The 26,199-nt window shown below is 50.4% G+C and carries 32 protein-coding genes; 23 read left to right on the forward strand and 9 right to left on the reverse strand.

Annotation, left to right across the window (positions count from 1 at the left end; all coding sequences use genetic code 11):
• Positions 1–77 precede the first annotated feature (77 nt).
• Complete coding sequence (locus AC14M5_RS10985) at positions 78–1,538, forward strand: sulfatase family protein (protein WP_484029711.1); 1,461 nt, start codon at positions 78–80, stop codon at positions 1,536–1,538.
• Positions 1,539–1,547: 9 nt separating this feature from the next.
• Here AC14M5_RS10985 and AC14M5_RS10990 read toward each other — a convergent pair whose 3' ends face one another.
• Positions 1,548–2,144, reverse strand: coding sequence for a sulfotransferase (locus AC14M5_RS10990; RefSeq protein ID WP_484029712.1), 597 nt, complete (start codon positions 2,142–2,144; stop codon positions 1,548–1,550).
• 498 nt (positions 2,145–2,642) lie between these two features.
• Here AC14M5_RS10990 and AC14M5_RS10995 point away from each other — a divergent pair, with 498 nt between their 5' ends.
• From AC14M5_RS10995 to AC14M5_RS11030, 8 genes are all read left to right on the forward strand, one after another.
• A complete protein-coding gene (locus AC14M5_RS10995) occupies positions 2,643–3,137 on the forward strand; it encodes a GNAT family N-acetyltransferase (RefSeq protein ID WP_484029713.1) in 495 nt (164 codons plus the stop codon).
• Complete coding sequence (locus tag AC14M5_RS11000) at positions 3,121–3,426, forward strand: DUF6916 family protein (protein WP_484029714.1); 306 nt, start codon at positions 3,121–3,123, stop codon at positions 3,424–3,426. The genes AC14M5_RS10995 and AC14M5_RS11000 overlap by 17 nt, the downstream gene beginning before the upstream one ends.
• 62 nt (positions 3,427–3,488) lie before the next feature.
• Positions 3,489–8,045 carry a beta strand repeat-containing protein gene (locus AC14M5_RS11005; RefSeq protein WP_484029715.1) on the forward strand — a complete coding sequence of 1,519 codons (4,557 nt, stop codon included), beginning with the start codon at positions 3,489–3,491 and terminating at the stop codon, positions 8,043–8,045.
• 83 nt (positions 8,046–8,128) lie between these two features.
• Positions 8,129–8,626 (forward strand): phage tail protein, encoded by a 498-nt coding sequence (locus tag AC14M5_RS11010; protein ID WP_484029716.1) that lies wholly within the window; start codon positions 8,129–8,131, stop codon positions 8,624–8,626.
• Between the two features lie 9 nt (positions 8,627–8,635).
• Positions 8,636–9,139: a phage tail protein gene (locus AC14M5_RS11015; protein ID WP_484029717.1), complete on the forward strand. Its 504-nt coding sequence runs from the start codon at positions 8,636–8,638 to the stop codon at positions 9,137–9,139.
• A gap of 10 nt (positions 9,140–9,149) precedes the next feature.
• Positions 9,150–9,677 carry a phage tail protein gene (locus AC14M5_RS11020; RefSeq protein WP_484029718.1) on the forward strand — a complete coding sequence of 176 codons (528 nt, stop codon included), beginning with the start codon at positions 9,150–9,152 and terminating at the stop codon, positions 9,675–9,677.
• Between the two features lie 10 nt (positions 9,678–9,687).
• Positions 9,688–10,011, forward strand: a complete 324-nt coding sequence (locus tag AC14M5_RS11025) for a hypothetical protein (RefSeq protein WP_484029719.1) — start codon at positions 9,688–9,690, stop codon at positions 10,009–10,011.
• Positions 10,012–10,255: 244 nt separating this feature from the next.
• On the forward strand, positions 10,256–11,053 hold the full coding sequence (locus tag AC14M5_RS11030) for a thioredoxin domain-containing protein (RefSeq protein ID WP_484029720.1): 798 nt from the start codon (positions 10,256–10,258) through the stop codon (positions 11,051–11,053).
• Here AC14M5_RS11030 and AC14M5_RS11035 read toward each other — a convergent pair.
• The 4 genes from AC14M5_RS11035 to AC14M5_RS11050 all read right to left on the reverse strand — a co-directional run bounded on the left by AC14M5_RS11035 (position 10,941) and on the right by AC14M5_RS11050 (position 13,441).
• Positions 10,941–12,179 carry a recombinase family protein gene (locus tag AC14M5_RS11035; protein WP_484029721.1) on the reverse strand — a complete coding sequence of 413 codons (1,239 nt, stop codon included), beginning with the start codon at positions 12,177–12,179 and terminating at the stop codon, positions 10,941–10,943. The two genes, AC14M5_RS11030 and AC14M5_RS11035, sit on opposite strands and share 113 nt — an antisense overlap.
• Before the next feature lie 21 nt (positions 12,180–12,200).
• A complete protein-coding gene (locus AC14M5_RS11040; RefSeq protein ID WP_484029722.1) occupies positions 12,201–12,647 on the reverse strand; it encodes a recombinase family protein in 447 nt (148 codons plus the stop codon).
• Between the two features lie 75 nt (positions 12,648–12,722).
• The gene (locus tag AC14M5_RS11045) at positions 12,723–12,962 is read right to left on the reverse strand and encodes a hypothetical protein (protein WP_484029723.1); all 240 of its coding nucleotides are present in this window, start codon (positions 12,960–12,962) and stop codon (positions 12,723–12,725) included.
• A gap of 263 nt (positions 12,963–13,225) precedes the next feature.
• Positions 13,226–13,441 carry a hypothetical protein gene (locus AC14M5_RS11050; protein WP_484029724.1) on the reverse strand — a complete coding sequence of 72 codons (216 nt, stop codon included), beginning with the start codon at positions 13,439–13,441 and terminating at the stop codon, positions 13,226–13,228.
• Positions 13,442–13,616: 175 nt separating this feature from the next.
• Between AC14M5_RS11050 and AC14M5_RS11055 the strand changes: the two genes are divergently transcribed.
• Positions 13,617–14,249, forward strand: coding sequence for a hypothetical protein (locus AC14M5_RS11055; protein WP_484029725.1), 633 nt, complete (start codon positions 13,617–13,619; stop codon positions 14,247–14,249).
• A gap of 323 nt (positions 14,250–14,572) precedes the next feature.
• On the opposite strand, the gene AC14M5_RS11060 is transcribed toward AC14M5_RS11055, so the two are convergent.
• On the reverse strand, positions 14,573–14,704 hold the full coding sequence (locus AC14M5_RS11060; protein ID WP_484029726.1) for a hypothetical protein: 132 nt from the start codon (positions 14,702–14,704) through the stop codon (positions 14,573–14,575).
• A gap of 215 nt (positions 14,705–14,919) precedes the next feature.
• Here AC14M5_RS11060 and AC14M5_RS11065 point away from each other — a divergent pair, with 215 nt between their 5' ends.
• From AC14M5_RS11065 to AC14M5_RS11080, 4 genes are all read left to right on the forward strand, one after another.
• Positions 14,920–15,129 carry a hypothetical protein gene (locus AC14M5_RS11065; protein WP_484029727.1) on the forward strand — a complete coding sequence of 70 codons (210 nt, stop codon included), beginning with the start codon at positions 14,920–14,922 and terminating at the stop codon, positions 15,127–15,129.
• A complete protein-coding gene (locus AC14M5_RS11070; protein WP_484029728.1) occupies positions 15,123–15,326 on the forward strand; it encodes a hypothetical protein in 204 nt (67 codons plus the stop codon). Before AC14M5_RS11065 ends, AC14M5_RS11070 begins: the two co-directional genes overlap by 7 nt.
• Before the next feature lie 136 nt (positions 15,327–15,462).
• Positions 15,463–16,233, forward strand: a complete 771-nt coding sequence (locus AC14M5_RS11075; protein WP_484029729.1) for a ParA family protein — start codon at positions 15,463–15,465, stop codon at positions 16,231–16,233.
• A gap of 8 nt (positions 16,234–16,241) precedes the next feature.
• Positions 16,242–16,670 (forward strand): hypothetical protein, encoded by a 429-nt coding sequence (locus tag AC14M5_RS11080; protein WP_484029730.1) that lies wholly within the window; start codon positions 16,242–16,244, stop codon positions 16,668–16,670.
• Positions 16,671–16,773: 103 nt separating this feature from the next.
• Here AC14M5_RS11080 and AC14M5_RS11085 read toward each other — a convergent pair whose 3' ends face one another.
• Positions 16,774–17,004 carry a hypothetical protein gene (locus tag AC14M5_RS11085; RefSeq protein ID WP_484029731.1) on the reverse strand — a complete coding sequence of 77 codons (231 nt, stop codon included), beginning with the start codon at positions 17,002–17,004 and terminating at the stop codon, positions 16,774–16,776.
• 589 nt (positions 17,005–17,593) lie between these two features.
• Between AC14M5_RS11085 and AC14M5_RS11090 the strand changes: the two genes are divergently transcribed.
• The 9 genes from AC14M5_RS11090 (at position 17,594) to AC14M5_RS11130 (ending at position 23,657) form a co-directional block, all read left to right on the forward strand.
• The gene (locus AC14M5_RS11090) at positions 17,594–17,722 is read left to right on the forward strand and encodes a hypothetical protein (protein ID WP_484029732.1); all 129 of its coding nucleotides are present in this window, start codon (positions 17,594–17,596) and stop codon (positions 17,720–17,722) included.
• A gap of 70 nt (positions 17,723–17,792) precedes the next feature.
• Positions 17,793–18,737, forward strand: coding sequence for a hypothetical protein (locus AC14M5_RS11095; RefSeq protein ID WP_484029733.1), 945 nt, complete (start codon positions 17,793–17,795; stop codon positions 18,735–18,737).
• A 105-nt stretch (positions 18,738–18,842) separates the two neighbouring features.
• A complete protein-coding gene (locus AC14M5_RS11100) occupies positions 18,843–19,412 on the forward strand; it encodes a hypothetical protein (RefSeq protein WP_484029734.1) in 570 nt (189 codons plus the stop codon).
• The gene (locus tag AC14M5_RS11105) at positions 19,406–19,891 is read left to right on the forward strand and encodes an SAF domain-containing protein (RefSeq protein ID WP_484029735.1); all 486 of its coding nucleotides are present in this window, start codon (positions 19,406–19,408) and stop codon (positions 19,889–19,891) included. Before AC14M5_RS11100 ends, AC14M5_RS11105 begins: the two co-directional genes overlap by 7 nt.
• Positions 19,888–20,316, forward strand: a complete 429-nt coding sequence (locus AC14M5_RS11110) for a hypothetical protein (protein WP_484029736.1) — start codon at positions 19,888–19,890, stop codon at positions 20,314–20,316. Before AC14M5_RS11105 ends, AC14M5_RS11110 begins: the two co-directional genes overlap by 4 nt.
• Positions 20,316–21,674 carry a ParA family protein gene (locus tag AC14M5_RS11115; protein ID WP_484029737.1) on the forward strand — a complete coding sequence of 453 codons (1,359 nt, stop codon included), beginning with the start codon at positions 20,316–20,318 and terminating at the stop codon, positions 21,672–21,674. The genes AC14M5_RS11110 and AC14M5_RS11115 overlap by 1 nt, the downstream gene beginning before the upstream one ends.
• A gap of 331 nt (positions 21,675–22,005) precedes the next feature.
• Complete coding sequence (locus AC14M5_RS11120; RefSeq protein ID WP_484029738.1) at positions 22,006–23,127, forward strand: ATPase, T2SS/T4P/T4SS family; 1,122 nt, start codon at positions 22,006–22,008, stop codon at positions 23,125–23,127.
• Entirely contained in the window at positions 23,127–23,438 is a 312-nt protein-coding gene (locus AC14M5_RS11125; RefSeq protein WP_484029739.1) for a hypothetical protein, read from the forward strand. The genes AC14M5_RS11120 and AC14M5_RS11125 overlap by 1 nt, the downstream gene beginning before the upstream one ends.
• Positions 23,439–23,477: 39 nt before the next feature.
• Positions 23,478–23,657, forward strand: coding sequence for a hypothetical protein (locus tag AC14M5_RS11130; RefSeq protein ID WP_484029740.1), 180 nt, complete (start codon positions 23,478–23,480; stop codon positions 23,655–23,657).
• 2 nt (positions 23,658–23,659) lie between these two features.
• On the opposite strand, the gene AC14M5_RS11135 is transcribed toward AC14M5_RS11130, so the two are convergent.
• Positions 23,660–25,066 (reverse strand): helix-hairpin-helix domain-containing protein, encoded by a 1,407-nt coding sequence (locus AC14M5_RS11135; protein ID WP_484029741.1) that lies wholly within the window; start codon positions 25,064–25,066, stop codon positions 23,660–23,662.
• Between the two features lie 146 nt (positions 25,067–25,212).
• On the reverse strand, positions 25,213–26,190 hold the full coding sequence (locus tag AC14M5_RS11140; RefSeq protein ID WP_484029742.1) for an IS630 family transposase: 978 nt from the start codon (positions 26,188–26,190) through the stop codon (positions 25,213–25,215).
• Positions 26,191–26,199: the final 9 nt, after the last annotated feature.

The following is a 26,199-nucleotide window of genomic DNA, read 5'->3' on the forward strand; positions in this document are numbered from 1 at the left end:
TGAAACACAGTCTTAGCCGCCGCGATTTTCTAAAATTAGCGGGAATACTTCCTTTTGGTATAGCGGCGCCTCCACTCATGAAAAAGCTTGGTGCAACACATCTGCTTCAGGGAGAAAAGAAAAATGTGTTGGTGATTCTATTCGACGCCCTCTCTGCTTACAACATCTCCTTGTATGGATACGGACGCAAGACCATGCCTAATTTGGAGCGGCTGGCAAAACGGGCAACCGTATACCACAATCATTTTGCTGCCGGTAATTTCACAACACCAGGCACAGCCTCATTGCTAACGATGACACTGCCCTGGACGCATCGCGCATTTCGATTCGGCGCAAAAGCCAGGGATGTGCTTACAAATAAAAGCGTGTTTCATGCATTTGATGACTATTACCGTGTTGCATATACACACAATCCGCTGGCGAATACCCTATTACAACAATTTGAAATGGATATCGACGAGTACATCCCGCGGGAAACGCTGTTCATCAACAATGATGGCTTGATCCGTAATTTATTTTCAAAGGATGAAGACATTGCCACGGTGAGCTGGGCAAGGGAAATGAAGCTCAGTGAGGGCGGCTACTCGTATTCCCTCTTTTTGTCACATTTATATGAAAAATATCAAGAAGGGAAAATCGCAGGTTATAAAGATCTCTTTCCCTACGGGCTGCCAAGTACCAACGGTGACAATTATTACACGCTTGAAGAGGGCATCAATTGGCTCGAAGATCAAGTAATCAATCTCCCCCAGCCTTTTTTCACATATTGTCATTATTTCCCGCCTCATTTTCCATATAAACCACGGCGCGAATTCACCAATACCTTTGTAAACGATTCGTGGAAGCCGTTAGATAAGCCCGACGATCTCTTTACAGAGGAAAATCCGTATGAGGTTTTGGCAAAGTCACGGGCTTATTATGACGAATTCATCTTGAACGTAGACAGTGAATTCGGACGACTATTTGACACCCTGGAATCATCAGGGCTGCTTGAGAACACCTGGGTTGTACTCACTTCCGATCACGGCGAGATGCAGGAGCGCGGCATATCAGGCCATACAACGGCTACTTTATATCAGCCCATCGTTCGGATACCCTTGCTGGTTTTTGAACCAGGAAGACAAACTGGCCGGGATATCTACACACCGACCAGCGCAGTTGATGTGATGACGACCCTCCTGCACGTAACAGACCACAACATTCCCGAATGGTCTGAAGGTGTCATTTTGCCTCCTTACAATTCACAAATCCTCCAGCAACATGAAGAAGTGTACTCGGTGCAGGCCCGGCAAAACGACCCCGCGCTTCCATTAACAAAGGCAACAGTTATGCTGGTTGAGGGAAACTACAAGCTAATTTATTATCTTGGATACGATGAACTCGGAAGCGATGGAGAACGTATTCAACTCTTTGATATCAGAACTGACCCTGAAGAATTTAACGAATTATCTCTTATAAAAAAGGATGTTGCTTCAGAATTACTCGCCTGGGTAAGAGCAAAACTAAAGGAAGTTAATGAACCTTTTTTGCCTGACTAGCCCAGGCAATCAATTTTGGGAAGAAGGCTTTCGCTGACGATAAAACTTCTCCTCGGGGACGCCCGCCATGACTTGAACATCCAGAGGCGTATCGAGAAAGCGGGCAATTTCCGCCGACATACTTTTGGGGTCTGACAACAAGTCGTTATATTTTATATAGGCGACCTGGATATTAGCCTGATCGGCAAGCCAGGTTTTTACTTTCAAGAGATGTTTTTTGTAAAGATTTGAAAACATCTCGTCATCATTCTCGTTACTGGGTTTCCCTCTTCGTTCCAGCATTTTTCTTTGTGACGCTAAAATCTCTGGCAAATTGCGTTCCATAAATATAATCTTATATCGGTAGTCTGCGGGCAGGTATTCCAACAGGGCGGATATGATTTTTACGACTTTTCCACAGGCATCTTCCACCCACGCCGAATCCCCTTCCTTTAATTGCTTTACTCTTTCGAATTCATAATATCCCTGCAAATTATCGTCATCTGCCGTGCGGATATTATCTGTTACTGTTTGCAATCCACCTGCTTCAAGCATTTGCATCATCATGGAAGTGCCCGACCTAGGCAATCCCGAAACGATATAAATTGTTTTGGCTGAGTCGCTCATTTTGAATAATCAATCCTTTTATCTTTATTGGTGAGTGTAATGAGTATACACTGAAAACCATCTCATGAATTGATGGGAGCAATTTGAAAATCGAGGCTATGCCTGCAAACAACAATGCAACAGCGATGAAAACTATATGATGAAACCCGAACAGTTAAAGGCGCGGAAAGAGAGGCGTGCATGCGTCATCACTTTTCATCGCAATAGGTATTGATGTCGCCTCAACCGTTTCTGTGAAAGTTTGAACGAGATCTGATAGCAGTCTATACAAGTAGCCCATTTGACCCATAACAAATCCTTGCATTTTTGTTAGGAATGACTATAATAACTTTAATAATTTGGTCTTATTTATCTTGTTTAGTGGGATTGTCCCACCACAATAAATGAAACGCGTTTGGTTTTACCTTCTCCTTCATTTATCAGTAGTTATCAATCAGACGGAGGAAACGCTATGGATCGGGTAAGTTATCAAAGAACAGTCATTTAGATAAAGGGGCAATGATGATCAACCTACGGCCTATTTCGTCTGGCGACGAAGAATTCCTATTCTCCGTTTATTCGAGCACGCGCATGGATGAAATGGCGTTGGTGGATTGGAACGTCGAGCAAAAAGACACCTTTTTGCGAATGCAATTTAATTCCCAGTATCAATACTACAAAGAAAACTATCCCGGTGCACAATATCAGGTAATCCTGCTTGATGACCAGCCGGTAGGACGGCTGTATCTGTATAAACGTGACGATGAAATTCGCATTATGGATATCACACTGCTGCCCGAGTTTCGGAAACAGGGTATCGGATCAGGCTTACTCAATAAGATTCTGGAAGAGGCGGCGAAAGATCATCTGGTGGTGACAATTCATGTTGAACGATTTAACCCAGCCTTGCATTTATATGAAAAGCTGGGTTTTCATTTGGCTGAAGACAAGGGTGTTTATTATTTTATGAAATGGTCACCTAAAATGAGGGAAGAACATGCTTACATTGGATAAACTGCAGAGTAGTCACTTTACTCCACACTTAAATCAGCCCTTTAGTATTCAGCTTGAGGGGATGGAATCTATCAGCCTGGAATTGGTTAGTGTAACAGAATCAGGCTCCCCGTCCCAGCCGGATGCGAGAACTCCATTTTCACTGCAATTCCTTGGCCCCGTCAGTCCACATTATCTGATGCAGCATATTTATCGTCTTGAACATGAAGAAATGGGCATGCTTGATCTATTCATCGTGCCGCTCGGCCCCGAAAGCGGGCGCATGCGTTATGAAGCGATCCTAACGTAGAAAATTCACAGCATATGGTCATCCATTTTTGTTTTATCCATAGTTAGGGAAAGGAACTCTTTATGTCTAAACTATCCACTTTCTTTTTGATCACAGTCATGGCACTTGGCTTGCTGGCCCCTGCGACTGCCGCCGCATCAAAAGGCCCGGCTGCGCCAGCCAACGTCCTGGAGCCTTTCTGTGGAGATCCAACCATTGTTCCGCTGCTCAGTGACAAAAATGTTGACATAGGCACGGTGACGGTTGCCAATAGCGAGACCACATTGTTCGTCACCTATACCGTCACGCCGCCGTGGACCTTGGTGAAAACCGATTTGGCCGTGACCAATTCACTGGCTGACATACCTGTCACCAATAAGGGCAACCCAAAGGTAGGCCAATTCCCTTATCACACCTCGCACTCTGGGATCACCGAGTTTACTTACGAAATCCCACTGAGTAGCTTGGGGAGCACTATATATATAGCGGCTCATGCAGATGTGCAAAATTCGGACTCGACTCAAACTGCCGGTGCATGGGCGCAAGGCACCCTCTTCGTTCCGAACAAGGGCAGTTGGGGCATGTACTTCACATATGCTATCCAGCCCTGTAATGAGCCTCCAGTGGCAGTGGATGATACAGCTACCGTTGCAGAAGATTCGGGCGCAACAGTCATTGATGTGCTTGTGAATGACACTGACCTGGAAGGCGACCCCTTCACTATTGACTCAGCTAGCGATCCTGCCAACGGGACAGTTGTTGTGGCAGTCGATGGGCTCAGCCTCACCTATGAGCCTGACCCGAATTACTGTAACGACGGCTCATCCACGGACGATTTCACATACACCTTAGACCCCGGCGGAGCAATAGCTACCGTTGTAGTCACAGTAACGTGTGTGGATGATTTACCAGTTGCAGTCGATGACTCGGCAACGGTTGCTGAGAATTCTGGCGCGACAACGATCAACGTGCTCACCAACGATAGCGACGCGGAAGGTGATCCATTTACCATTGCCTCTGCAAGCGATCCTGCCAACGGGACAGTTGTTGTGGCTGGCGACGGACTCAGCCTAAGCTATCAGCCTGATCCCGGGTATTGCAATGGCGGCTCACCCACCGACGATTTTACATATACCTTAACACCCGGCGGCTCAACAGCCACTGTGACTGTGACAGTTAGCTGTGAGGATGATCCACCTGTGGCAGTTAATGATGCAGCGACTGTTGCAGAAAATTCTGGAGCGACAACGATCAATGTTCTCGCCAATGACACCGACACCGATGGCGGCCCGATCAGCATCGACTCGGTCACACAACCCACAAATGGGACAGTGGTCATTACAAATACTGGCGCAGACCTCACCTATGAACCTGATGCCGACTACTGCAATGACGGCACGCCAACCGATGATTTCACATACACACTGACCCCCGGTGGCTCAATCGCTACAGTCGCTGTGACAGTCACATGTGTGGATGAAGCGCCGGTAGCAGTAGATGATACTGCAACTGTCGCCGAAGATTCTAGTGCGACAACAATCAATGTTCTCGCAAACGATACCGATGCAGATGGAGGTCCGATCAGCATTGACTCGGTCACCCAACCCACAAATGGCGCAGTGGTCATTACCAACGCTGGGGCAGACCTTACCTATCAACCCAATGCCAACTATTGCAACGATGGCTCACCCACCGATGACTTTACATATACCTTAACACCCGGTGGCTCAACAGCCACAGTCGAGGTGACGGTGACCTGCGTAGACGATCCGCCCACCGCGTTTGACGATACGGCAACAGTCGCCGAAGATTCAAGCGCAACAATGATAGACGTATTAGCCAACGATACGGATTTGGATGGCGGCGGCGGTTCCTTCACGATTGCTTCCGCCAGCGACCCCGCCAACGGGGCAGTTATTGTAGCAGGCGATGGACTTAGCCTCACCTATCAGCCCGACGCCAACTACTGTAATGGCGGCGTTCCAACCGATGACTTTACTTACACTCTAACGCCCGGCGGTTCGATAGCCACTGTCGCGGTCACAGTGACCTGCGTGAATGATGGACCTATCAATACCGTACCCGGTGCGCAGAATGCAAACGAAGATACCGATCTCTTTATCGCTGGCATCAGCATCGCTGATGTTGATTCTGGCGCTAGCAACATCCAAGCGACCTTCTCAGTAATTAATGGCGTTGTAACAGTCAAAACAACAGTTGCCAGCGGCGTAACAGCCGGGCAGGTTAGTGGCAACGGCACCAGCTCAGTGGTTGTGACTGCACCTCTCAGTGCCATCAATACAACGCTCGCCGATGCACAGGGACTTAAATATCGCGGCAATTTGAATTTCAATGATACGCGTGGCTCCGAGACACTAACTCTTGCCACAGATGATCTGGGTAACACCGGCTCTGGCGGCGCGCTCACTGATACAGATTTGGTGAACATCACGGTCAACGCGATCAATGATGCACCGAGTGCTATAGCGAAAAACTATAACGCGCAAGCCAATATGAAGATCACCGGCCTAACCGGGCTTTTGACCGGTGCAACGGATCCAGACACCGGCGACGGCGGCTACAGCGCTACATTCACCGTCGGCACTGTCAGCGCTACCACTCCGGCTGGCGGGACGATCAGCAATCTCAACAATGCCACTGGCTCCTTTGACTTTGATCCGCCCCCCGGAGCGACTGGCAATGTCACATTCACCTATACAGTCTGTGATAGCGGTAACCCTGCTCCCTCCGTTTGCAGTGCGCCTGCAACTGTCACAGTCAACGTTGCTGGCCCGGTCATCTGGTTCGTAAACCCAGCCGTTGCTGGACCGGGAGATGGGCGACTAAGCAACCCATTCAATCTTCTCTCCGCTGCAGCGGCTGTGGATGCATCCGGTCATCGCATCTTCGTCTACACCGGCACAGCCATAAGCGGTATCACCCTCAACTCCGATGAATGGTTAATCGGGCAGGGCGTAACTGGCGCAGGCTTCGACACCCTCTTCGGCATCACACCTCCGGCAGGCACGATAGCCCGTCCAAGCATCGGCGGGACTCGCCCAACGATTCAAGGCAATGTTGTGATGGCAACCAGTGATGCGGTGCGCGGCTTGAACATCCAGCCGGGCTCTGGAACGGCAGGATTAACTGCCAGCAGCGCAACCAGCCTAACGGTTGAAGAAGTAAGCGTTACTACATCGAATGCGGCCGCTGTTAATTTATCCAGTTCGGGCGGTACGATCAATCTCACATCTGTTTCTGCCAACGGCGGCTCAAACGGCATCGTGCTTAACAACACGACAGGCACGTTCACAGTCGCTGGCACCGGCGGGACATGCACTGAAGCCAATACAAGCGGATGCTCCGGCGGCACGATCCAGAACATGACTGGCGCAGACAATTCAACCGCCACACCAGTTGGGGCTGGGATCGCATTGAACAATGTCGTAGGTGTCTCGCTCACACGCATGTACATCCACGACATGTCCAATTATGGCATTAGAGGCACAGGCGTGAATGGGTTTACGCTGGACAATAGCGTGGTCAGCGGTGTGAACGGAACGAATGTTGCTTCACCATTCAATGACAGCAGCATATTGTTTATTAACTTGAACGGCACTTCGTCCATCTCCAATAACGCCATCACTGGCGGATTCTTCAGAAATATTCATATTGACAACTCCAGCGGCACGCTCAACCTGACTGTCAATAACAACAACATCCACCACACCGGCGCGGCACAGGGTGATGACGGGCTCTTCGTTGAAGCAGATACAACAGCCAACGTAACACTCAATGTGACCAACAACACCTTTGCGGCGCATGGTGGTGATCACTTCAACCTCAGCCTGCTCAATTCACCTACAGTTGACCTGAACTTCACCGGCAACTTGTGGAGCGGCGGGCACGCCATCGGGCTTGGACAAGGCTTGTTCATCCTCGGCGCTACCTTCAATGGTACGTTCACCTATGACATCCTGAACAACGGTACGGTAGGCAGCCCGCTGGTTGGCAATAACTCCGGCGGAGCAATCCATGTCAACAAGGGCAGCGGCACAGGCACCTTCAGCGGCACGATCTCAAACAATGTGATCGGCAACCCCGCTGTAAACAGTTCAGGCTCTCTAAATGCTTCCGGTATTGACGTGGAAGCGCATGGCGCTGGCGGCTCGCATACCACGCTGATCACCAATAACCTGGTGCGCCAATTCCATAACGACGGCATCCTCATCCTTGCGGGTGAAGGCAGCGCGGCGTTCAATGTGACCATGACTGGCAACACAGTTTCCAACCCGGATGCTTCGCTTGCCTCATTGCACGGCATTCACTTCAACATCGGCACATTGCCCGCAGACAACATGACAGCCTGCCTGGATGCGAAAAACAACACCCTCACTAACGCTGGGGCTGATGGGGCGGGTGGCACACCGGCCAATGGCGGTGTGGATTTGCGTATGCGCCAGCGTCAACTGACAACTGTGCGTTTGCCTGGTTACGCTGGAGCGAACAATGACAACGCCGCGGTTCAAACTTTCCTGTCAGTGACGAATAGCAATGCTGTCACAACCATCCTTGCAAGCAATACCGTGGCAGGTGGCGGCGGCGGCTTTATCGGCGGCGCAGCTTGCGCACAACCATAAGCGGCAAATAGTTCATGAGCAGTTGCACTGCGCATGTTCGCAGTGCAACTGCATACTGAATAAGAGTTCAAAGGAGTCATCAAATGGCCGAACCCTTTTTATCTGAAATCCGAATCATGAGTTTCGTCTTCGCCCCAAAAGGCTGGGCGCTGTGCAATGGTCAGTTACTACCCATCAATCAGAACCAGGCCCTCTTCTCGTTATTAGGAACAACTTTCGGCGGCGATGGACGCGTAAATTTCGCCCTGCCAGACCTGCGTGCCCGCGTACCCATCCATGAGGGGAGCGGCCATACTCTCGGTGAACGCGGTGGTGAGCAGGCTCATACCCTCAGCATAGCAGAACTCCCAACGCACACGCATCTTGAGCAGGCATCACCCAACGTTGCCGATGCAGTCAACCCTACCAATGCAGTGCTTGCCTCAGCCTCCAATGTGTATCGGACTGCTGATAATCTCACGGCGCTCAACGCTGCATCCGTGGCCAATGTTGGTGGCAGTCAGGCGCACCTCAATATGCAGCCCTTCCTAACGCTCAGTTTCTGCATTGCCCTGCAAGGCATTTTCCCCAGCCAGAACTAAGGAGCTAAAATGGCACAACCATACGTTGGTGAAATAAGAATGTTTGCCGGCAACTTTGCCCCCGCAGGCTGGATGTTTTGTGAAGGGCAACTGCTGCCTATCTCTGAGAATGAGACCCTGTTTCAATTGATCGGTACAACCTATGGCGGCGATGGGGAGTCTACATTTGCTCTACCGGACCTCCGCGGACGTCTTCCAATCCATCAGGGCAATGGATTTATCCTGGCTGAAACCGGGGGTGCGGAGGAAATTACGTTGACCGTTAACCAAATTCCGATTCATTCCCACCCTTTGCTTGCTTCTGCTGGCCCGGGCAATGCCAACGCCCCAGCCGGCAACATAACAGGCGAATCGGCGGCGGTGAAGATTTATATTTCAGAAATACCTACAGCAAATCTGAATCCTCAAGCTGTAACTCCTATTGGCGGCAGTCAGCCGCACACAAACTTCCAGCCGTATCTGTGTATCAATTTCATCATATCGTTGTTTGGGATCTTCCCATCCCCAACATAAGGAGTTTATTATGGCTGATCCATTTGTAGCTGAAATTCGTATTTTTCCGTTTAACTTCGCTCCAAAAGGCTGGGCTTTCTGTGATGGTCAACTACTGCCGTTGAGTCAAAACACCGCGCTGTTTGCGCTGCTTGGCACCACCTACGGTGGCAATGGCAAGAGCAATTTTGCTCTGCCTGACCTTCAGGGAAATGCACCCATGCACCCGGGTCAAGGCCCAGGCTTATCGCTTCACGACTTGGGCGAAATGAGTGGTTCTGAAACGGTGACATTACTCGAATCCGAAATTCCATTCCACACCCATAACCTGCGCGCCTGGCCAACGGATCCTGCCGATGTGCAGGCACCTCAGGCAGCGGTTGGGCTGGCGCGTTCCGCTGGCGGCAACGCCTACACAACGAATACGGCTGGCTTAGTGTCTATGGCCCCTGAGACACTGTCTCCGGCGGGTGGTGACCAGCCGCATAACAACATGATGCCGTATCTCACCCTCAACTTCTGCATCGCATTGCAGGGCGTCTTCCCGCCGCGTGGTTAAGGAGTTGACTATGAACAGAAGAGACTTTCTAAAACTCGGAGGGTTATTCTCCACTGCCGTCTTCGCCCAATTCAATTTACCGGGCAGTATTGCTATGATGCCTGTTGAAGTGGAATCTCAAGGCATGTTATTTCGCGCTACCTCAGACGGAAAAATCCTGATCTCAGCCAACACGGGTAAGACCTGGCAATTGCATACAAATTTCGGTTCAGAGTTTTTCGTCCGAAGCCTGGTAACAGATATACGAGGGCAGGTGAAAGCGCAACTTGAATTTTCAGGCTATCCTTTCGATCTGGTTCTGGCTCAAAACGGGAACACTTGGAAAACGGCATAATCCAATCAGCCAGAGAATTCAAACTATCATCCTATGATATAAGAGACGAAGTCAATGCGGCTTCGTCTCTTATATTTCCTCAAGGGTTAATCAGTATGAATTTCGGTAATACACATTGCGTTGCTATATTTTGCTGGGAAGATTGCGCTCATCAGCGCATTAGGGTAAAGTAAAATTATCCGGTAAGCTTGAAATCCACCATGAGAGTTTCTTGAAATCGCGCCATTCACATTAAAGGTATCCCATGCCGAATCATCTAATTAAATCTACTTCGCCCTATCTGATCCAACATGCCAATAACCCTGTGGACTGGTTCCCCTGGGGCGAAGAAGCGCTCGCAAAAGCCAAAGCCGAAGAAAAACCAATTTTTCTTAGCATCGGCTACGCTGCCTGTCATTGGTGTCATGTTATGGCACATGAATCTTTTGAAGACGAAGAAACAGCCGAGTTCATGAATGAGTTTTTTGTCAACATCAAAGTGGATCGTGAAGAGCGCCCCGATATTGACGGAATCTACATGCAGGCCGTGGTCGCCATGACAGGTTCAGGCGGCTGGCCCATGTCCGTCTTTCTCACACCTGAATTAAAGCCATTTTATACGGGCACATATTTTCCGCCTGTGCGCCGTTTCAACATGCCTGCTTTCAAAGATGTATTAAGCGGTCTCGCTAATGCCTGGAAAAATAACCGGGATGAAGTCGAGAAAACAGGGCTGCAAGTCAGCGGTCATTTGCAGGCACAGATCAAAAATCAAAACAACGATTCAATTACACCTGAACACCTGGATGCAATCGCAAAGGCCATGCAAGAATCGTACGATTGGGGCTATGGCGGCTGGGGCGATGCGCCCAAGTTCCCGCAGGCAATGGCGGTTGAGTTTCTCCTTCATCATTCGATTGCAAGCAAAAACGAAGAATACATAAAACTTATCAAACATTGTTTGCAGGCCATGGCTCGTGGCGGCATGTATGATGTTGTCGGCGGCGGTTTTGCACGCTACAGCACTGATAACCTTTGGCGGCTGCCGCATTTTGAGAACTAGGTGACCCAACCGATAGCTTGTTTCGACCTAGAAAGCACCATATATCAATGAATTTTTGACCGTCTTCTACAGTCATTAAAGCGCCAACATCTAGTAACTCAATCACGCGTCGCCGATCATCAAAGGTTTCATTTCCGGGGCCCAATCCTTCCGCAATATGTAAAGCAAACTCACGAATTTGCTGGATGTCTTTTTCTGTTATGGTTTCTGTTTCCAAATTCAGATTCAAATCGTCGCGTTCTTTCTCCAACGAGGTGAGGGTGGTTTCTAATTGCTGTTTCTTATCAACCAACAATTCTCTTGGAATGTCACCAGAAATATATAGGTCAAGTACGCGATCCAGTTGACTCTTCGAGTCCTGCCAAAGATCATCAAGAACGAGCAAACGGTCACGTATGGGTGCAATGAAATGCTCTCGACTTTCTTGATATTCTGCAAGCCCAGTTTCCAGAGTTCCCGGTTGAGTAAGAAGCGCCTTCACCCAATCCCGGACCAACTTGTCGACAACATCTACGCGAAAGCTTGGAAGATGGCACTTCACGTTGGCGATGGTCCCCATGAGCGCATTACATTTGTAATACAGGTAAAGTTTCCTTTCGTGAGGCACGGTAGCATAGCAATTGACGCTGGTATGACACAAACCACATCGGACACGTCCTCTCAGTAAGTACTCTCTTTTTATATTGCGTTTGGAGACACTTACATTTGCCTTTCGCTGAAGCTTAGCTTTCTCCCACATTTCCTCAGAGACAATAGCAGGCACGTTAAATGTCAGCCACCATTCGCGGGCGTTGGGCTTGTGGTAACCTCCGAAAGTGTTACGTTTTCCATAGTGCCAGTGTCCGGCATATGTCTCTGATTCCAGAATTCGATACACGAGTCTCCCTGACCATTCCCCTTTCCCGCGCTTTTTGAACATTCCACGCAGGTCTGCCCAAGTGGGAACCCGCATTTGGGTGAGTCGCTTTGAAATCTCGCGTGTGGATAGGCGCCGACCTTTTTCATCTCCTTCCACATACCATGTGTAAACCAACCGTACGACTGCTGCCTCCTCTTCATGAATCACCAAATTTTTTCCATCCTCTGATAAGCGATAACCAAATGGGGGTTTATTTCCATGAAGCATGATCTTCCCGTTTTTGACCACCTACCGCCTTCCGCGAACCATGCGTTCGGCAATTTTTTCACGTTCGTATTCAGCGATAGTCGCACGAATATGTTTGTTCAAACGCCCTTCCGGCGAGTTCTCATAGCTGGCTAGTACATAAACAACTTCGACACCGGCCCGGTTCAGTTGTTCTTCAACGATAAGTTGCTTCGCAAGCTTACGACTCAGGCGGTCGATCTCACGGACCACCAATACATCAAACTCTCCTTTTTGCGCCATATCACGTGCATGATTAAGTTCGGGTAATTCAAATGAAGCGCCAGATGCACCACGATCATCCTCGGACAATTCTGCGATGATTTGCCACCCATTGTCGAGTGCAAAATCCCGGCACATTTCCAATTGTCCAGCCAGATTGCGTCCTTCCTTGCCGCGGTCATCGCTGGAAACTCTTGCATAGAGTACAGCACGTTTAATTGTTTTCATGATCTTCCTTCAGGGGTGATATTATTTTTGGGGAATGGTATAGGATTAGCGGTGCCAGACCGGGCTGGCTGTCGCTTAGTTGCGGGACGGCTGGTAAAGGATTTCCCGCATTTCCTCGAAGAGTTGCGGTCCCAACACAAGGGATTGTTCATGGGAGGCAAGTTCAAAGGAATTCACAAGATCGGCCAATACCATGCCGATATTTCCTTCAACCTCCAGCAGGCTTTTTCCACTCGCTGCTTCCTGCCACTCCTGGCGGAACTTGGAAAGGATTGCAATTGCTTTCGTTCGTGGACTTGGATTCGTATTCAACATCAGAAGGCTCCTTTTGATTATTGGAGCGATCTCATTCTGCCCGGTCAGAAAAAGAAATCGCCCCGGTGAATCTCACCAGGGCGTGAAAACTGGGCTGATATAATGAAGTCAGCCCGTCCCTCCGCTACTATCGGTGGGTTGGGTTAGGGTCGTGCGTGTGTTCCACCACATTCACGGCCCGTTTCAACAGGTATAATTATCGTACTGATACGATAATTATACTACACAGAAATCAAAAGTCAATAATCCCCCACCCCATCGATTTATCGTCTTTTTGAACCAGGCTTCGGCTTTGCTCCGCGACGTTCCCCCAGTTTCTCTGCATGCTTTAGATAAGTTTCCAGGGAACGCCGGCTGACCTGCCATGACGGTCCCCACTTTCGCCCCACCACTTTGTTAGATCGAATCAATTGACGGATGTAATCCGGGTTATAGCCGCTTACGCGCGCAGCATCATAGGTAGTCAACCAATCGTCCATAAAACAATTCTCCCAAAATAATTATAACTTGGATGGCAGTAAGTTTGCTTGTCGTAAGGAGTATGTATTCGATACGACAGCCATTGGCATGGGTAATTTCCTGAATTCGTAGTTAGGTGATTGTAAGTTTTATCACATTCATTTTTTCGGGCTTCTCCATTAGAATTTTAGCCTTTTGGCTAAATACACCAAACGTAGTCATATTCATCCAAAATTACGAATCGTGTTGTATCTGATTCTGTTCACATGCGGTGGATTGTTGTTTGGTTCGATCATCTGGGTCTTCCATCGAATTCAAACACGATTTGGAGAAGAACTCGCCGAAGTTGCGGCAGCACTCATGTCCATTCTCATCCTCGCGTTGATCACGGTTGGAATGCGCGCCGGCTGGAGCCTAGACCGCTTCATTCGACATCGCAGAATCGACATCTGGCGAATTCACCGATCCATCAGGCAGACCGGATATTTCCTTTCGTTGCTGGGATATGAGGAAGCTCAACCTCAGACGAGACTGCTCGAATCAGGGATTTCAAACACAACCCAAATGCTGGCAAGCATGGATAGACCGAAACGACGTGGCAGACCACCCACCCACTCGCTTGATCGCTGGATGCGAGTCGTATTAGCGTGGGAAAATCGCGATCCATTCCGAAACCCCATGACCTTGACCGAGTTCCTTTCCCAGGAATTTGGTACGTATGCTGACGGTACTCCCTGCATGTCTGAAAACAGTTTCTACGAGAATCGAAAAAAGGTATTTGAGGAACTCCGCAAAAACGCTTCACTACAACGGGAAACTGGAACATAAAATCAAGAGATATTAATCTCAAAATAAAAGCCGCATGAGCAGCGGCTTTTATTTTTTCGCCAAGATCTGTAAAGACAAGTTGACAACGACGCGCACGTAAAACATTACATTTATCATAGGATTTATGTGATTTGCGTCTATGGCGGTTTCTACTTGGCATTAATCTTTTTGAAATACAATTATTTTTCACGCAAATGGGGTCCATGACACTTACGATAGAGGCGTTTACCATCCCGATTTCAATTCATACCGCATGAAATGGTGCTTGACGTAGTGTTTTTTTGACCCAGTATGATACCTAACGGGTAAAAAAAATGAATTCATTATTTATCGGCCTCCTTGTGGGCATTGTATTCTTCCTTTTTCCCATTGTGATTGGAATAGCGTTGTTCTTCATCCTGATATTCCGCGTCCGAGGGATATTCAGGAAAAGTGACGATGATATTCAATGACATCCAACCCACCTGTATAAGACTCATCTTTAATTTACTCCACTTCAATTTCCATAAAATCTCATGGGGGCAACATCAGTATCGAGAATACCCATCAAATAATGTCGCCGGAATTTCCGTAGAATTCCTGTGACTCAAAATGGGGAATTAATTGACTCCCGCCGTGTAAAAGAGCCGCTGTACGTGGCTCTTTTATCTTAACCCAAGCGAGGTTGAACATGGCAAGAGTTGTCATATACCTTCTCGAACCAGAAATGAACGCACTCAATCAATTAGCCCAACAGGAATATCGACCCGTGAAGTCGCAGGCAGCATTGATCATCAGAAATGAACTCAAGCGCCTTGGACTGATCGAGGGACAACTGGCAGGCGGAGACAAACAGCCCGAGTTATCTGCCGAAACCGATGACAGGGGTGCAGCATGTTAGAACAGCCCACCCAGGAAATCGAACTGACCGCCGAACAACGCCGCAATCTGGGGCATGTATATCGCATGATCCTTGGCTGGCGAAGGGATCGCAAAAATAAAACGGCATCCCCACCTGTAACCGAATCGATGTCCGGAGAACACCAATCGCCACAGACCGAATCGGGTTCCGCCGCACAGGCAGAAAGCGAGTCCTGAGATGTTCACAGGCATTTTCGTCGGACTCGCCATATTTGGCGGAAGCCTCCTTATCGGGGTGATCGTTTTCTTTCTTTTGTTCTGATCCCCTCAGAACCTGAAGCATCTTCATCGTTTTCAAAAATAGGAACATATCATGTCCACCAAAGTCATCTGTATTGCCAATCAAAAAGGCGGGGTCGGCAAGACCACGACTGCCGTATCCCTCGCCCACTGCCTGTCTCAAAAAGGCCGGCGCGTATTACTGATCGATCTTGACCCGCAGGGTCAATCCGCCACAGCACTGGGACACAACCCCGAACCCGGTGCGTTTTATCTGCTCACAATGGGAAGCACACCGCAGGAGACCACCTTTGTGCAGTCATGGGTGCGTTTCTCCGGTCGTGAAGGACTCTACCTCCTGCCCGGCAACCAACAGACGATGGCCGCCCAGACCGTACTCAACGCGCAGGACAAACCCATCTCTGCCATCCGCCAATCCATCCAGCGTTTTTTCAAAGATGGACTGCACTACATCCTCTTCGACACCGCGCCCAGTGTCGGTGGCATCCAGGAACGCGCGGTCTGGGCATCCGACCTGGTGATCGTGCCGACTGCCACCGAGTTCCTTTCCGCCGACGGCGTCTCGAAGGTGCTGCTCATGATGAGTGTGCTTCAGGAAAAGAAAAACTGGCGCGGAAATCTATTGGGCATCCTGCCGACCTTCTTTGATGAACAAACCCGCGAGAGCAAAGCCACGATGGAAAACCTGAAGGAACGGTTTGATGCAAGTGTTCTGCCACCCATCCATCGCTCCACGTTGTTACGGGAATGCGCCGCCGAAGGGAAAACCATTTTGGAATTTGATCCTGTGTGCCGGGCTGCCAAGGAATATCAAGCATTGACCCAGCACGTGCTGAAATTCTAGGAGTGGATATGACCGGACGACGTGACCCATTTGAAAAGACTGATACACCGACCCCAACTCAACCACCCAGCCTCTACGACTCCCTGCGCGTGGCAGCGCCGCGCAAACGCAGCCGTCAGCGGGAAAAACAACAACAGAGCCGCAAGGTGGTCTATCGCGGCATCGATCCAAAAGTGTCATTGAAAGTGAAGGCAATTGCCGATGACCTGCTGGTCCCCGCAGGAGAGGTGGCATGTGCAGTGCTCGAATACGCGCTGCGTTCCTATGAACGCGGTGATTTTGATCTCCACCCGCGTCCTAATCCGGAACGCATGCGCATGACCCTCTTCCCACGAAGCGACTCCGCACATTCGATCAACAGACCTCAACGTACTGCCAAACATAAACGACCGCAAGCCAGTGATGGGGCTGGCTGGCGGCGATGGCGACCAGAATGAGAAGCGTAGCGAGAGTTCTCATGATCCGTCTCCTTGTTTGGATTGGTTAAAAAGTTCCAGGGAGAAGGCATGATCACGCATCCGCGCAGTCCAGTGTGTCGGCTCATTCCACCTCCACACTGGCCCAGCTGGGCGCGGTGGTATACACGGCGGCATCTTCGCGCAGCAGTGTAATGTCGGCGGTATACAGGTAGTCCCCTTGCTGTCGTCCGGCGGAGGTGGCGACGTTGATCGCCTTGCCGTTCACGATCACCATGCGTTCATTGGCTTGGAGCGGAAAAGGCGCGTAAATCTTGACGGTTTTTACGGTTGTGATATGATCGGGCTTGTACATGTTTGTGCACCGAAGCCGTCCAGTTGCTGCTGGGCGGCTTCACTTTTTATCTGCCAGGCCTCTCACCCCGGCGAGTCCTCACTATAGAAAACGAAAACGGGCGTTGGCATGGGAAGTCCATGCATAACGCCCGTTTAGCTTGTGTGGGGATATGTAGTTATTGGATCGAATTCAGATTGCCTCCTGTGTGGGTTTCAAGGGAAGATTTACCGCCGACACGCCCATGAAAATCATGATGTGTGTCGGTTCCGACGTTGGGCTTGTTTGGGAAGCTTGAACCTGTTCTGATAGGTTCCCATTTCCCAAACGTTCGAGATTTCTTTCAGTGAGTTCATGCAAATTTCCAAACAAGCCTGTTTCTTACATGGGGGAAGTGGATGATACGGATGAATTGACTTGGTGATGGTGATTATGGTTTCCTTTCGTTGAGTTGAGGTTGGGGATTGGATACAACAAGAGAAGCCCGGCGGTTTGCCAGGCTTCTTGAAGAGAGGGATGGATTGTGGAAAATAGGAACAGTGCGGATTATATGGAGTTTGAGAAAACTGTCAAAGTACGTAGGCGGCAGATATTCCCCTTGAGTAACCTTATGCGACCTGAAAACACGCCCCTATTCCCTACGGGCGAACTTGCGTTTGAGAACTGGAAATTGCGAACATTGGATGCCATCGGATTTATCGAATATCCCAATTTCGAGAATTACACTGCGGGGAAATAGTAGCGACACGCTTCTCATACCCCTTGACTGCCTTTCGTATCATCGCGCAAAAAACAAAAAAGGATACGAAATGGATACCAAACAAGAATGGAAAAAACGAGTCATAAAGATAACACTTTTGGTCCTGACGCTGCTTGTATTGTTCGCGGGGCTCAACCTTCAGCAGTTGTATTCCGCCTGGACGGTCTGGAGCGAGGCCCAGCGGCTTGCGAAGCTGGCGGGAGACACACCGGATGACTTTGAAAATCCCGCACCACTCACGGAGGATTTCGAAAATGGGCTGTCCACGGCATTTTGGGATTTCACGATCATCAATGGCGCCGGGCAGGTCTCAAATGAAACCGGTTGGCATGCAGCGCAAATGGAAGTTGATCATCAACTGACCCTTCGGCATGTTCCAGATTCCGAATTCAATAGAGAAAGCGCGGAATGGCAGGAACCTTCCAGTGAGCAATATAACAATGTCACGTTGATCGGCGGCAGTGAGTTTCAGCCTACTCCATCAAGCGATGTGGTCTTGGAATTCAAAAGCCGGGTGGATGATAATTTTTATGGGACGGCGGGAGTTGTCCTGCAGCCGCAAGGGACGCTTCAGGCAGATGGAAGGTTTGCCAAGCCCTTCGATATGTTCGGACTTTCCATGATCGGCAAGGAGTCCTCCTTCAATGGCAATAATGGTGCGGTTTGTTATCTGGCGCTCAATTGGGCGCCTGCACAGGTCGAAGCCATGAATGTGGATACGGAACTCTGGCACAACTACCAGATTCGTCTGCATCGGATCAGTAGAACCCAATGGCTGGGAAACATGTCGGTGGACGGGTTGGAAGTGTGTCGGATGACGATGCCGGCGTTTGGACCGCTGGAGATCCAGGTCTGGAGCGATAATTATCTGGTGAACACCCAGCCGCAACGATGGTGGCAGATCGCACCGGTTCTTGAGTTGGGTTTCCAGGATGGCGGGAACAAGGAGTTTCATCTGGATGACATTCGTATCTTTGAGGAAGTTCAGGAATAAGCACACAATGAAAAATACGCCCGGTTCACGACCGGGCGTATTTTTTTAAAACGGTAAGCGACACATGCGACCCACCTTGTTCTCCTGAAAAGTATAGTCACGCCCATGAGTGAGTCATACCAGTCCAAACAGGATCGCCGGCAGCGGTTGTTGGAGTCACTGCCCGAGGGACTTCGTCCGCACGTTTCCGTGCGCAACATCGAAGCCGTGGCAGCGCTTTCCCCACAGGCACAAACACGATTGCTGGAAGCCGTTCAAGCCGGGCTCAAACGCCTGCCGCGTGCCATTGAACAATTACGCGCCGACCCGGAGACTTCCATTGCAGACCTGCTCGATCCTCCTGCACAATCTGAAACAGAACTGCCTGTGCAGAGCGACTCTTCATCCATTGGACAGGAAGTGGCGGATCTGATCCAGGAATGCTTTCCGGATATGCCACGTGTGTCGGCGGAAGCGCTGGCAGATGCGGATGTGATGCAGGTCGTTCGATCCCTTGCAGAGACCCATCAACAGGTATTCAAGTCCAGTCACATCCAGACGGATTTCGTCATGCTGACCCTGTATGGATTGATGCGCCAGACACTCGAACGACTCGAAGAGATCATTGAAGAAACCCCTGCCCTGCGGCAAGCATTTGAAAAAAACAACGAATGGAGAAAAGAAGAAACATGTTGAAACGAATTGCCTCAACCGGCGTGAACCTGGTGGTGCTGGGTGTGTCGGTTGGAATTTTTCTGGTTGCGTTCATCGCCTTGAATGCATTGGGTGCGGCGCAGAAACCGCCCACCGTTTCTGTGTTGTCTGCCACACGCGACTTGAACATCGGCGATGTCATTACAGCGAGTGACCTGGCGGTCAAGACCGTTTTTCAGGATGACAATGCCAGTATGTATATTCCCGGGGAGGAAGTTACCGGAGTGGTGGGTGGCATTGTCGCTCAACCGATCTTTATCGGGCAGCCTGTTTTTCGCAGTGCCATCGTCGCGCCGGCAGCAGAGGGTACGCGCTTGTCGGCGGTTCTTGCACAATTCCCCGGTCATAGTTTGTTCCCTCTGCCATTGGATGCCATGAATCTCGTGGCTCCGGATGCGGAAGCTTTTCTGCCCGGCGACCTGATCGGTGTGACCGTGGTGATCAGCACCCGCAACAGATGAGCACACCCACCCCGATGCCGGAATTGGTCATCGATCCTGGGTATGTTGAACCAACCGCCCAACCCTCTCCGCTTGAATTGGAACAGTCAGATGCGATCAACCGTTCGTTTCCGCCGCTTGCCAAGGATTTGTTCCCGATGGGCGTGCGCGTGATCGCGGTACAAGGCTTGCCTGCGCAGACGGACTCTACAGAGAACAGTGACAGCGGCTCCTCCTTCACGCTTGAAGATACGCAGAAAATGTTGATCCTGCTTGTCCCCAATGAGAGCCGTGAAGTGTTGTCCCTTGCACTTCAACAGGGTGACAAACTTATCGTTTCCCTGATGGCGCGCGGTGATGAAACACCGACAGCCGGCTTCACGTATTGGGACTTCGAAGATCTCTTCAAAGAGGATCGCGAGGGAGTTCTGGAAGGAGGCGAGTAATGCAGGTTCTCTTGCTTGGCGCGGGAACTGTGACTTCCCGTTTGAATATGCAACTAGCGGAACAAGGACATTCCGTTATTGCCCAGATCGCGGCCTTTACGCCGCAGCATATTGACCTGTTCGATTTCCGTGCGCTGGTGGTGGTCTCACCGGAGTCATCGGTATCGCCAGAGAGTCTGGTCAAGGCGGCAGAGCGTGGCAAGTTGATCTTCGTCATCGCCGGCGTGGGCGATGGCATGGCATCTTGGGCGAATGGTGTGGGTGTGCCTTCCATTGCTTACCCGCCCTCGGATGTGGATATCAATAAACTGTATGAAGAGATGCGCCGTGCTGATGCCGGCAATCTCGCGGCAGATGACCAGTATCGCCGGGCGGTGCCGGGCAGTGATATGTCGGCGCGCATTCAATCGGGGATGGCGGTGAGGAAGATTGCGATTACTTCCCCGAAAGGCGGAACAGGGAAAACCACGGTGGCTGTCAATCTCGCGGTTGCATTAGCGCTCAGCGGGATTACCACTTACCTTGTCGATGCAGACGGTAATGCCGGCGCACTGCAATATCACATGCGCCTGGAGCGCGTGAATACCACCATGATCGGTTTGTTACGACGTGAGATCGCCAAAGCCAACAAGGGCGTGATGAGCGATGTTGCCTCAGGTGCTGCGTATCTCACCTTTACACCCTTGGAAAATTTACCCACCCTGCGAGTCCTGCCGGGACTCATCACCGATGATCTGGGAGATGAAGTCCTGCAACAGGAAGGTAAAGTTGCAGAGGTTATTCAAGGGTTATACGAGGCAGGTGTCGCCGCAGGCGGTGTGGTGATTATGGATGTTGGCATCAATCCTGCGCACGTGGTGCATCGTGCGGCGCTTAAGTCCGCGGAAGGTATTGCGATTGTCATCAAACCGGAAATTCCTGATCTCGCAGAAACCCGTCGCTGGATCGCAAGGATGATCAACTCATTGGCAAGTGTGGTCGGCAAGGGCAGCGCCCATGAATTTATTGGCAGCCGCGTAAAGCTTTGCTACAACCAGGTGGTGGGCGATGGCTTCAAGTCGGCGCACAAGATGTTGCAGCAGGCGTTGAGCGAGGACAAGATTGAATTGGCATTGATTCCGAACGGCATCATTCCGATTGTCGATCCGCGCCTGGCGGCTCAAGCCGTGAACTCGGATCGACGCGAGGACATCCTGATCTGGCGCTACAAGAAGGAGAAGTTGGAGGAACTCGGACCGTTCGCCGACTCGTTATTAGGTTTCGCATCGCACTTTGTGCCGGCTGTCCGTGAAGGTGCTTCACGCATTGGACTATTACCCAGTCCAACGAAAAAACGCGGCTGGTTCGGAAAGGGTTAAGCCATGTTCGATATCGCTGGCAAAACTCTGAAGCCTGTTGCTGAAGCGCGTTCCTCGGATGAGATGGAGCGTTGGTGGAATCTCCTTGCCGAGGAAGGGCGTGCAAAGAAAGCGATTGAGTCTTTACAAAAAAGCATGACTTCAACGGAGATCGAAGCCCTGGCTCGTCAGGTTTTTGAAGAAGTGAGTATCCGTGCGGTGGATGCAGGAGTCTCCCTACCAAAAGAATACATCCTGCGTTTGATCGGTGAACTCTCCGGTATGGGACCGTTATTGGAACTGATTGCTCGCTCCGACATTGAAGACATCGCCATCAACCTGGGGCATATTTATGTGTACACCACAAGTAATGGCTGGGGAACATGCGGGAAATGCGCCGGATGGGATTGGCGATGCGCTCAGGGTCATGATCGACCGCGCTGGACAACGCGCGCCGACTCCCGATTATCCGATTGCGGATGCCATGTTGCAGGTCATGGTTCCGCTAGTCGATGGAACCGTGCGGAGGAAAGGTGTGCGTATCAACTATGTCATGCCACCTGCCTCACCCTATGGAGACACGATCACCTTACGTGTCTCCAATTATCGAACAGCATCCGATCTGACTCAAGGGAGCCTGGCCTTACTATGCCAAAACAGACTCCCGCCTGTGCCCAGGCCCAAATTCGATCCGAAAGACTTTCCGCGTGGCAATGGCATTCTCACTCCCGAAGCTGCAAATTACTTGTTGAGTGTGATGGTGCATGGCGGGACGCTCGTCATCGCCGGTACAACCGGTTCGGGCAAGACTTTTGTGGGTCAACGTATCTTGCAGGAGATGCTGGATTATTACCCGCGTGGCGCGATCCGTTTGTTTATTGTCGAGGATAGTAATGAAATCATCTTGAATGGTTGGAATGGAGATAGAAAGAGCGATACAGGCAATATTATTTATACCGTGACTCGTCCTGAAATTCGTGGAGGGCCGCCGCCTGTCACCATGTATGACCTGATCCGTTCGGCGTTGCGTTCGCGTCCACATGGAGTGGTGATTGGCGAAGCACGTGGAGCAGAAGCCTGGGAATTGATCCGTGCGGCAGCGACTGGGCATGGGCATTCAGCGTTTACGATCCATGCCACCAGTGCCGAGCATGTCTGGCCGCGTTTTCTACAGGTGGTACAGGCGCATCCCGATGCAGCGCGCATGTCCGAGATCCAGATCGCGCAGTCCTTTGCAGAAGCAATCACGGCAGCGGTGTATATCGAACGCAATCCGCAACATGGACAGATCGTGCGTGAGATCGTGGAAGTGTCCACCATTGTGGAACGCACCGCCGCACGTCCTTCGTTTTCGCCGTTGTTCAAGTATGAAGCTGGCAAGGGATTGATGCCAACAGGCAACCGTCCCATGCGACCGGGCTTTCGTGCCAATGACTTGAACATCCCTGAGTCCATTTTCAAGGCAGGGTTGTAATGGCAGAGCAGACCATTGGTTCAACCAGAACCTTTGTATTGGCAAAAGGCTTTATACAGCTCGGCAATCACTCGGCTTTGATGGGTGAAGATGATACCAAGCGCTTATTTGCCGAAGTGTACGCCGATCCGGATCGTCCTGATGTGCGACCGCAGGAGGCATACAAATCCATTCTCTCCTCGATACAACCGGGTTGGACACTACGTCTATTGCAATTGTTCTGGCCCGACCCGGAACCGAGGTTGGAGTTCCAGAAACAGGTTCAACGATGGAAACCTCCATCTTCCGAAGGTTTGGATATTCTGCACTAAGGCTTATTCCTTGCCGTGCAGGAATACCCGCTTCCCTTTGTGCGGCGAACTATATTTGAGTTTGTATTACCAGGCGATGAAGGGATTGCCTGGTGGGAAGGGCTGGTGGGATTGTGTGCCGGCTTTGGGTTGCGGATCCGGTATCTGGATCAGAATGCGATTGAAGGGTTGACCCGTTGGGTGCTCAATCCAAATTTGGAATATCAATCGTCAACATGAGATTATCGAACCGAAATCACTTTCTCAGCCCGTAAATACGGTTCCCCGCGTTCCTTGTCCATCTCCATCACCCCTGTGATCAACAGGGGTGGATTTGAATCTAGAAAGGATTTTGCGATCCGATACACATCCGGAAACAGAATCACATCCAGTGTCCCCTGCAGGTCTTCAATGGTCAGGAAGAGCATTGGATCACCCTTGGCAGTCCGGCTGCGGCGGGAGGTCTGGCGCACGCCAGCCACGGTCACACGTCGTCCGATCTTCTCCACAGCATCGATGGTGGAAATGGCTCCGGTGATCTTCTCTTTCACCAATTCCAGAGGGTGAGCTTCTAGGCTGGCGTCGAGAATTTCTATTTGAGCATCCACCTTTTGTTGCAGGGTCCAGTCTTCAGCGCTAGTGTCGGACCAGGAAAAGAGACTCATCTGATCCCGTTGCCAGCCGCCGGTTTGTAGTCGGCTCAAGATGGCGGGGGTTTTTCCAAAGCCATCCAATGCCCCGATCTTCGCCAGGTGTTCCGCTTCTTGCATACGTGGATCCACACGCGAAAGAAAATCATCCAGGGATGTGAATGGTGCATGTTGGATAATTCTTCCAATCGTACGCTGGGTCAATTCCTTGACCTGACCGAGTCCCATAAAGAGCGCACGATCTTCCGAGCGGGTCATCTTTTGCGCCGAGAACTGATGCCGTGAATAATTCACATGCGGGGGACGGACCTTCAATCCCAAACGCCTGGCTTCGCTTAGATAGACACGCTGGCTGTAATATCCACCCCAATTGGCAAGCACGGCCGCCATAAATTCTGCCGGGAAATATTGCTTGCACCAGGCGGAACGCCAGCCGATCCTGGCATAGGAGGCTGCATGTGCTTTCGGGAAACCGTAGCCGGCAAAGGCTGCCATCATTTCCCAGATGCGTTCGCCGGTCTCAACGGGAATGCCGCTTTGGGATTGCGCTTCATTGACAAATTTTCTTTCCAACTCCTGCATCTTCTTGCCAAGATCAAAATGACTCATCGCCCGTCTTAGCAGGCAGGCTTCGGCGAGGCTGAAGCCTGCCAGTTCATTGGCGATGCGCAACACCTGCTCCTGATACAGGATGACCCCGAAGGTCTCATCCAATAATGGGGCAAGCGCTGGATGAAGATGGCTGACCTTCTCTTCCCCTTTAAAACGACGCACGAAGGCATCCTTGAGTCCTCCCGTTAATGGACCGGGACGATACAACGCAAGAGCCGCCATGATGTCATCTTCGGTGCGGGCATGGATCTCGCGCAGGGTCGCACGCATCCCCGGACTTTCGATCTGGAAGCAACCAATGGTCTCACCCTTCTCGATGCGATTGGAAGTGGCTTCATCTGTTATGGGTGTGGAGTCTAGTGGTGCGTTTGAAAAGTAATTTAACATAGTCGTGTAGATTTTTTCTCAGCCCAATTACGAAGGTCACGGCGCGTCCACGACCAATTGATGAGATGAGCCCATAAGCGGTTGTATTCTGGTGTACTGGCATAGAGATGGTCAATCAAATGTTGGCGACTGGTCCAGTTGCCACGTTACAAGTAACGTACCTCGAAACACTTCAAAAGAATTTCTGCTTGATTGAGCCAAGAAGAATGAGCCGGAGTAGATACAACCCGCAGCCAGTCACCATAACGAGATTGTAAAAACGAGTTTGTTGCGGCAGATACATGGCTGGGACCGCCATCCCAAATCAGGTGAACCCGTTTGAAGGAATGAAATGGTTGCAATAAAGCAGGTAAAGATTTGCAAAGATGTTCACTGTCGTTTTTCTCTAAACAACAACTGCGCATTTTGCCGTTGTAAAGATTGAGCAAGGCAAGGAAGTTAACGATCCCATGCCGTACATACTCAAACTCTTGGCGTTCGATCCGTCCAGCACGCATGGGTTGGGTTGGATGGGTTCGTTGCAAGGCTTGAATATTGGGTTTCTCGTCCAACGCCAAAGCGATTTCATTTTGCGCCTGGAGTGTTTCGATCCTTTCATATATCCACAAAATCCGACTGGCCTGCTCCAAAAAGGTTTTGTTGAGTGTCGGTGTAATCCAGTAGCGGTTCCGATGAGGCTGCAAGTCTGCGTTACGCAAGATCAGCGACACCGTTGAATGTGCAATATGAGAAACCAAACCCTGTTTCATCGCGATCTTGGCTAAACTTCGGGTAGACCAGTGTGTCATTTCTAGCTCAACGCCTGATGGTTCACTGCAAGCCAATTGTTCTATGGAGACTCTTTCGAGTGCCGAAATCTCACGTGGACGACCTGAACGCGCCGCATCATAAACGGCGCTCAAACCAACTTTCTCATATCGACGACAGAGATAACAAATACCGACACGTGTCATTTGAACCTTCTGGCTTAGTTCGTCGACCACGGTTTTCTGATTTTTCATCGCTAACAAAACTTGTGCTCTTCGAATCACTCGTTGTTGCGTTCGCCCATCGCTAAGCAATTGCTTGATCTCTTTTTGATCTGCACGCGATATTTTGATTGTGTTGGGTTGGCGTCTTCTCATGCGCACTCC

The organism is Candidatus Villigracilis sp. (genome assembly GCF_057083605.1).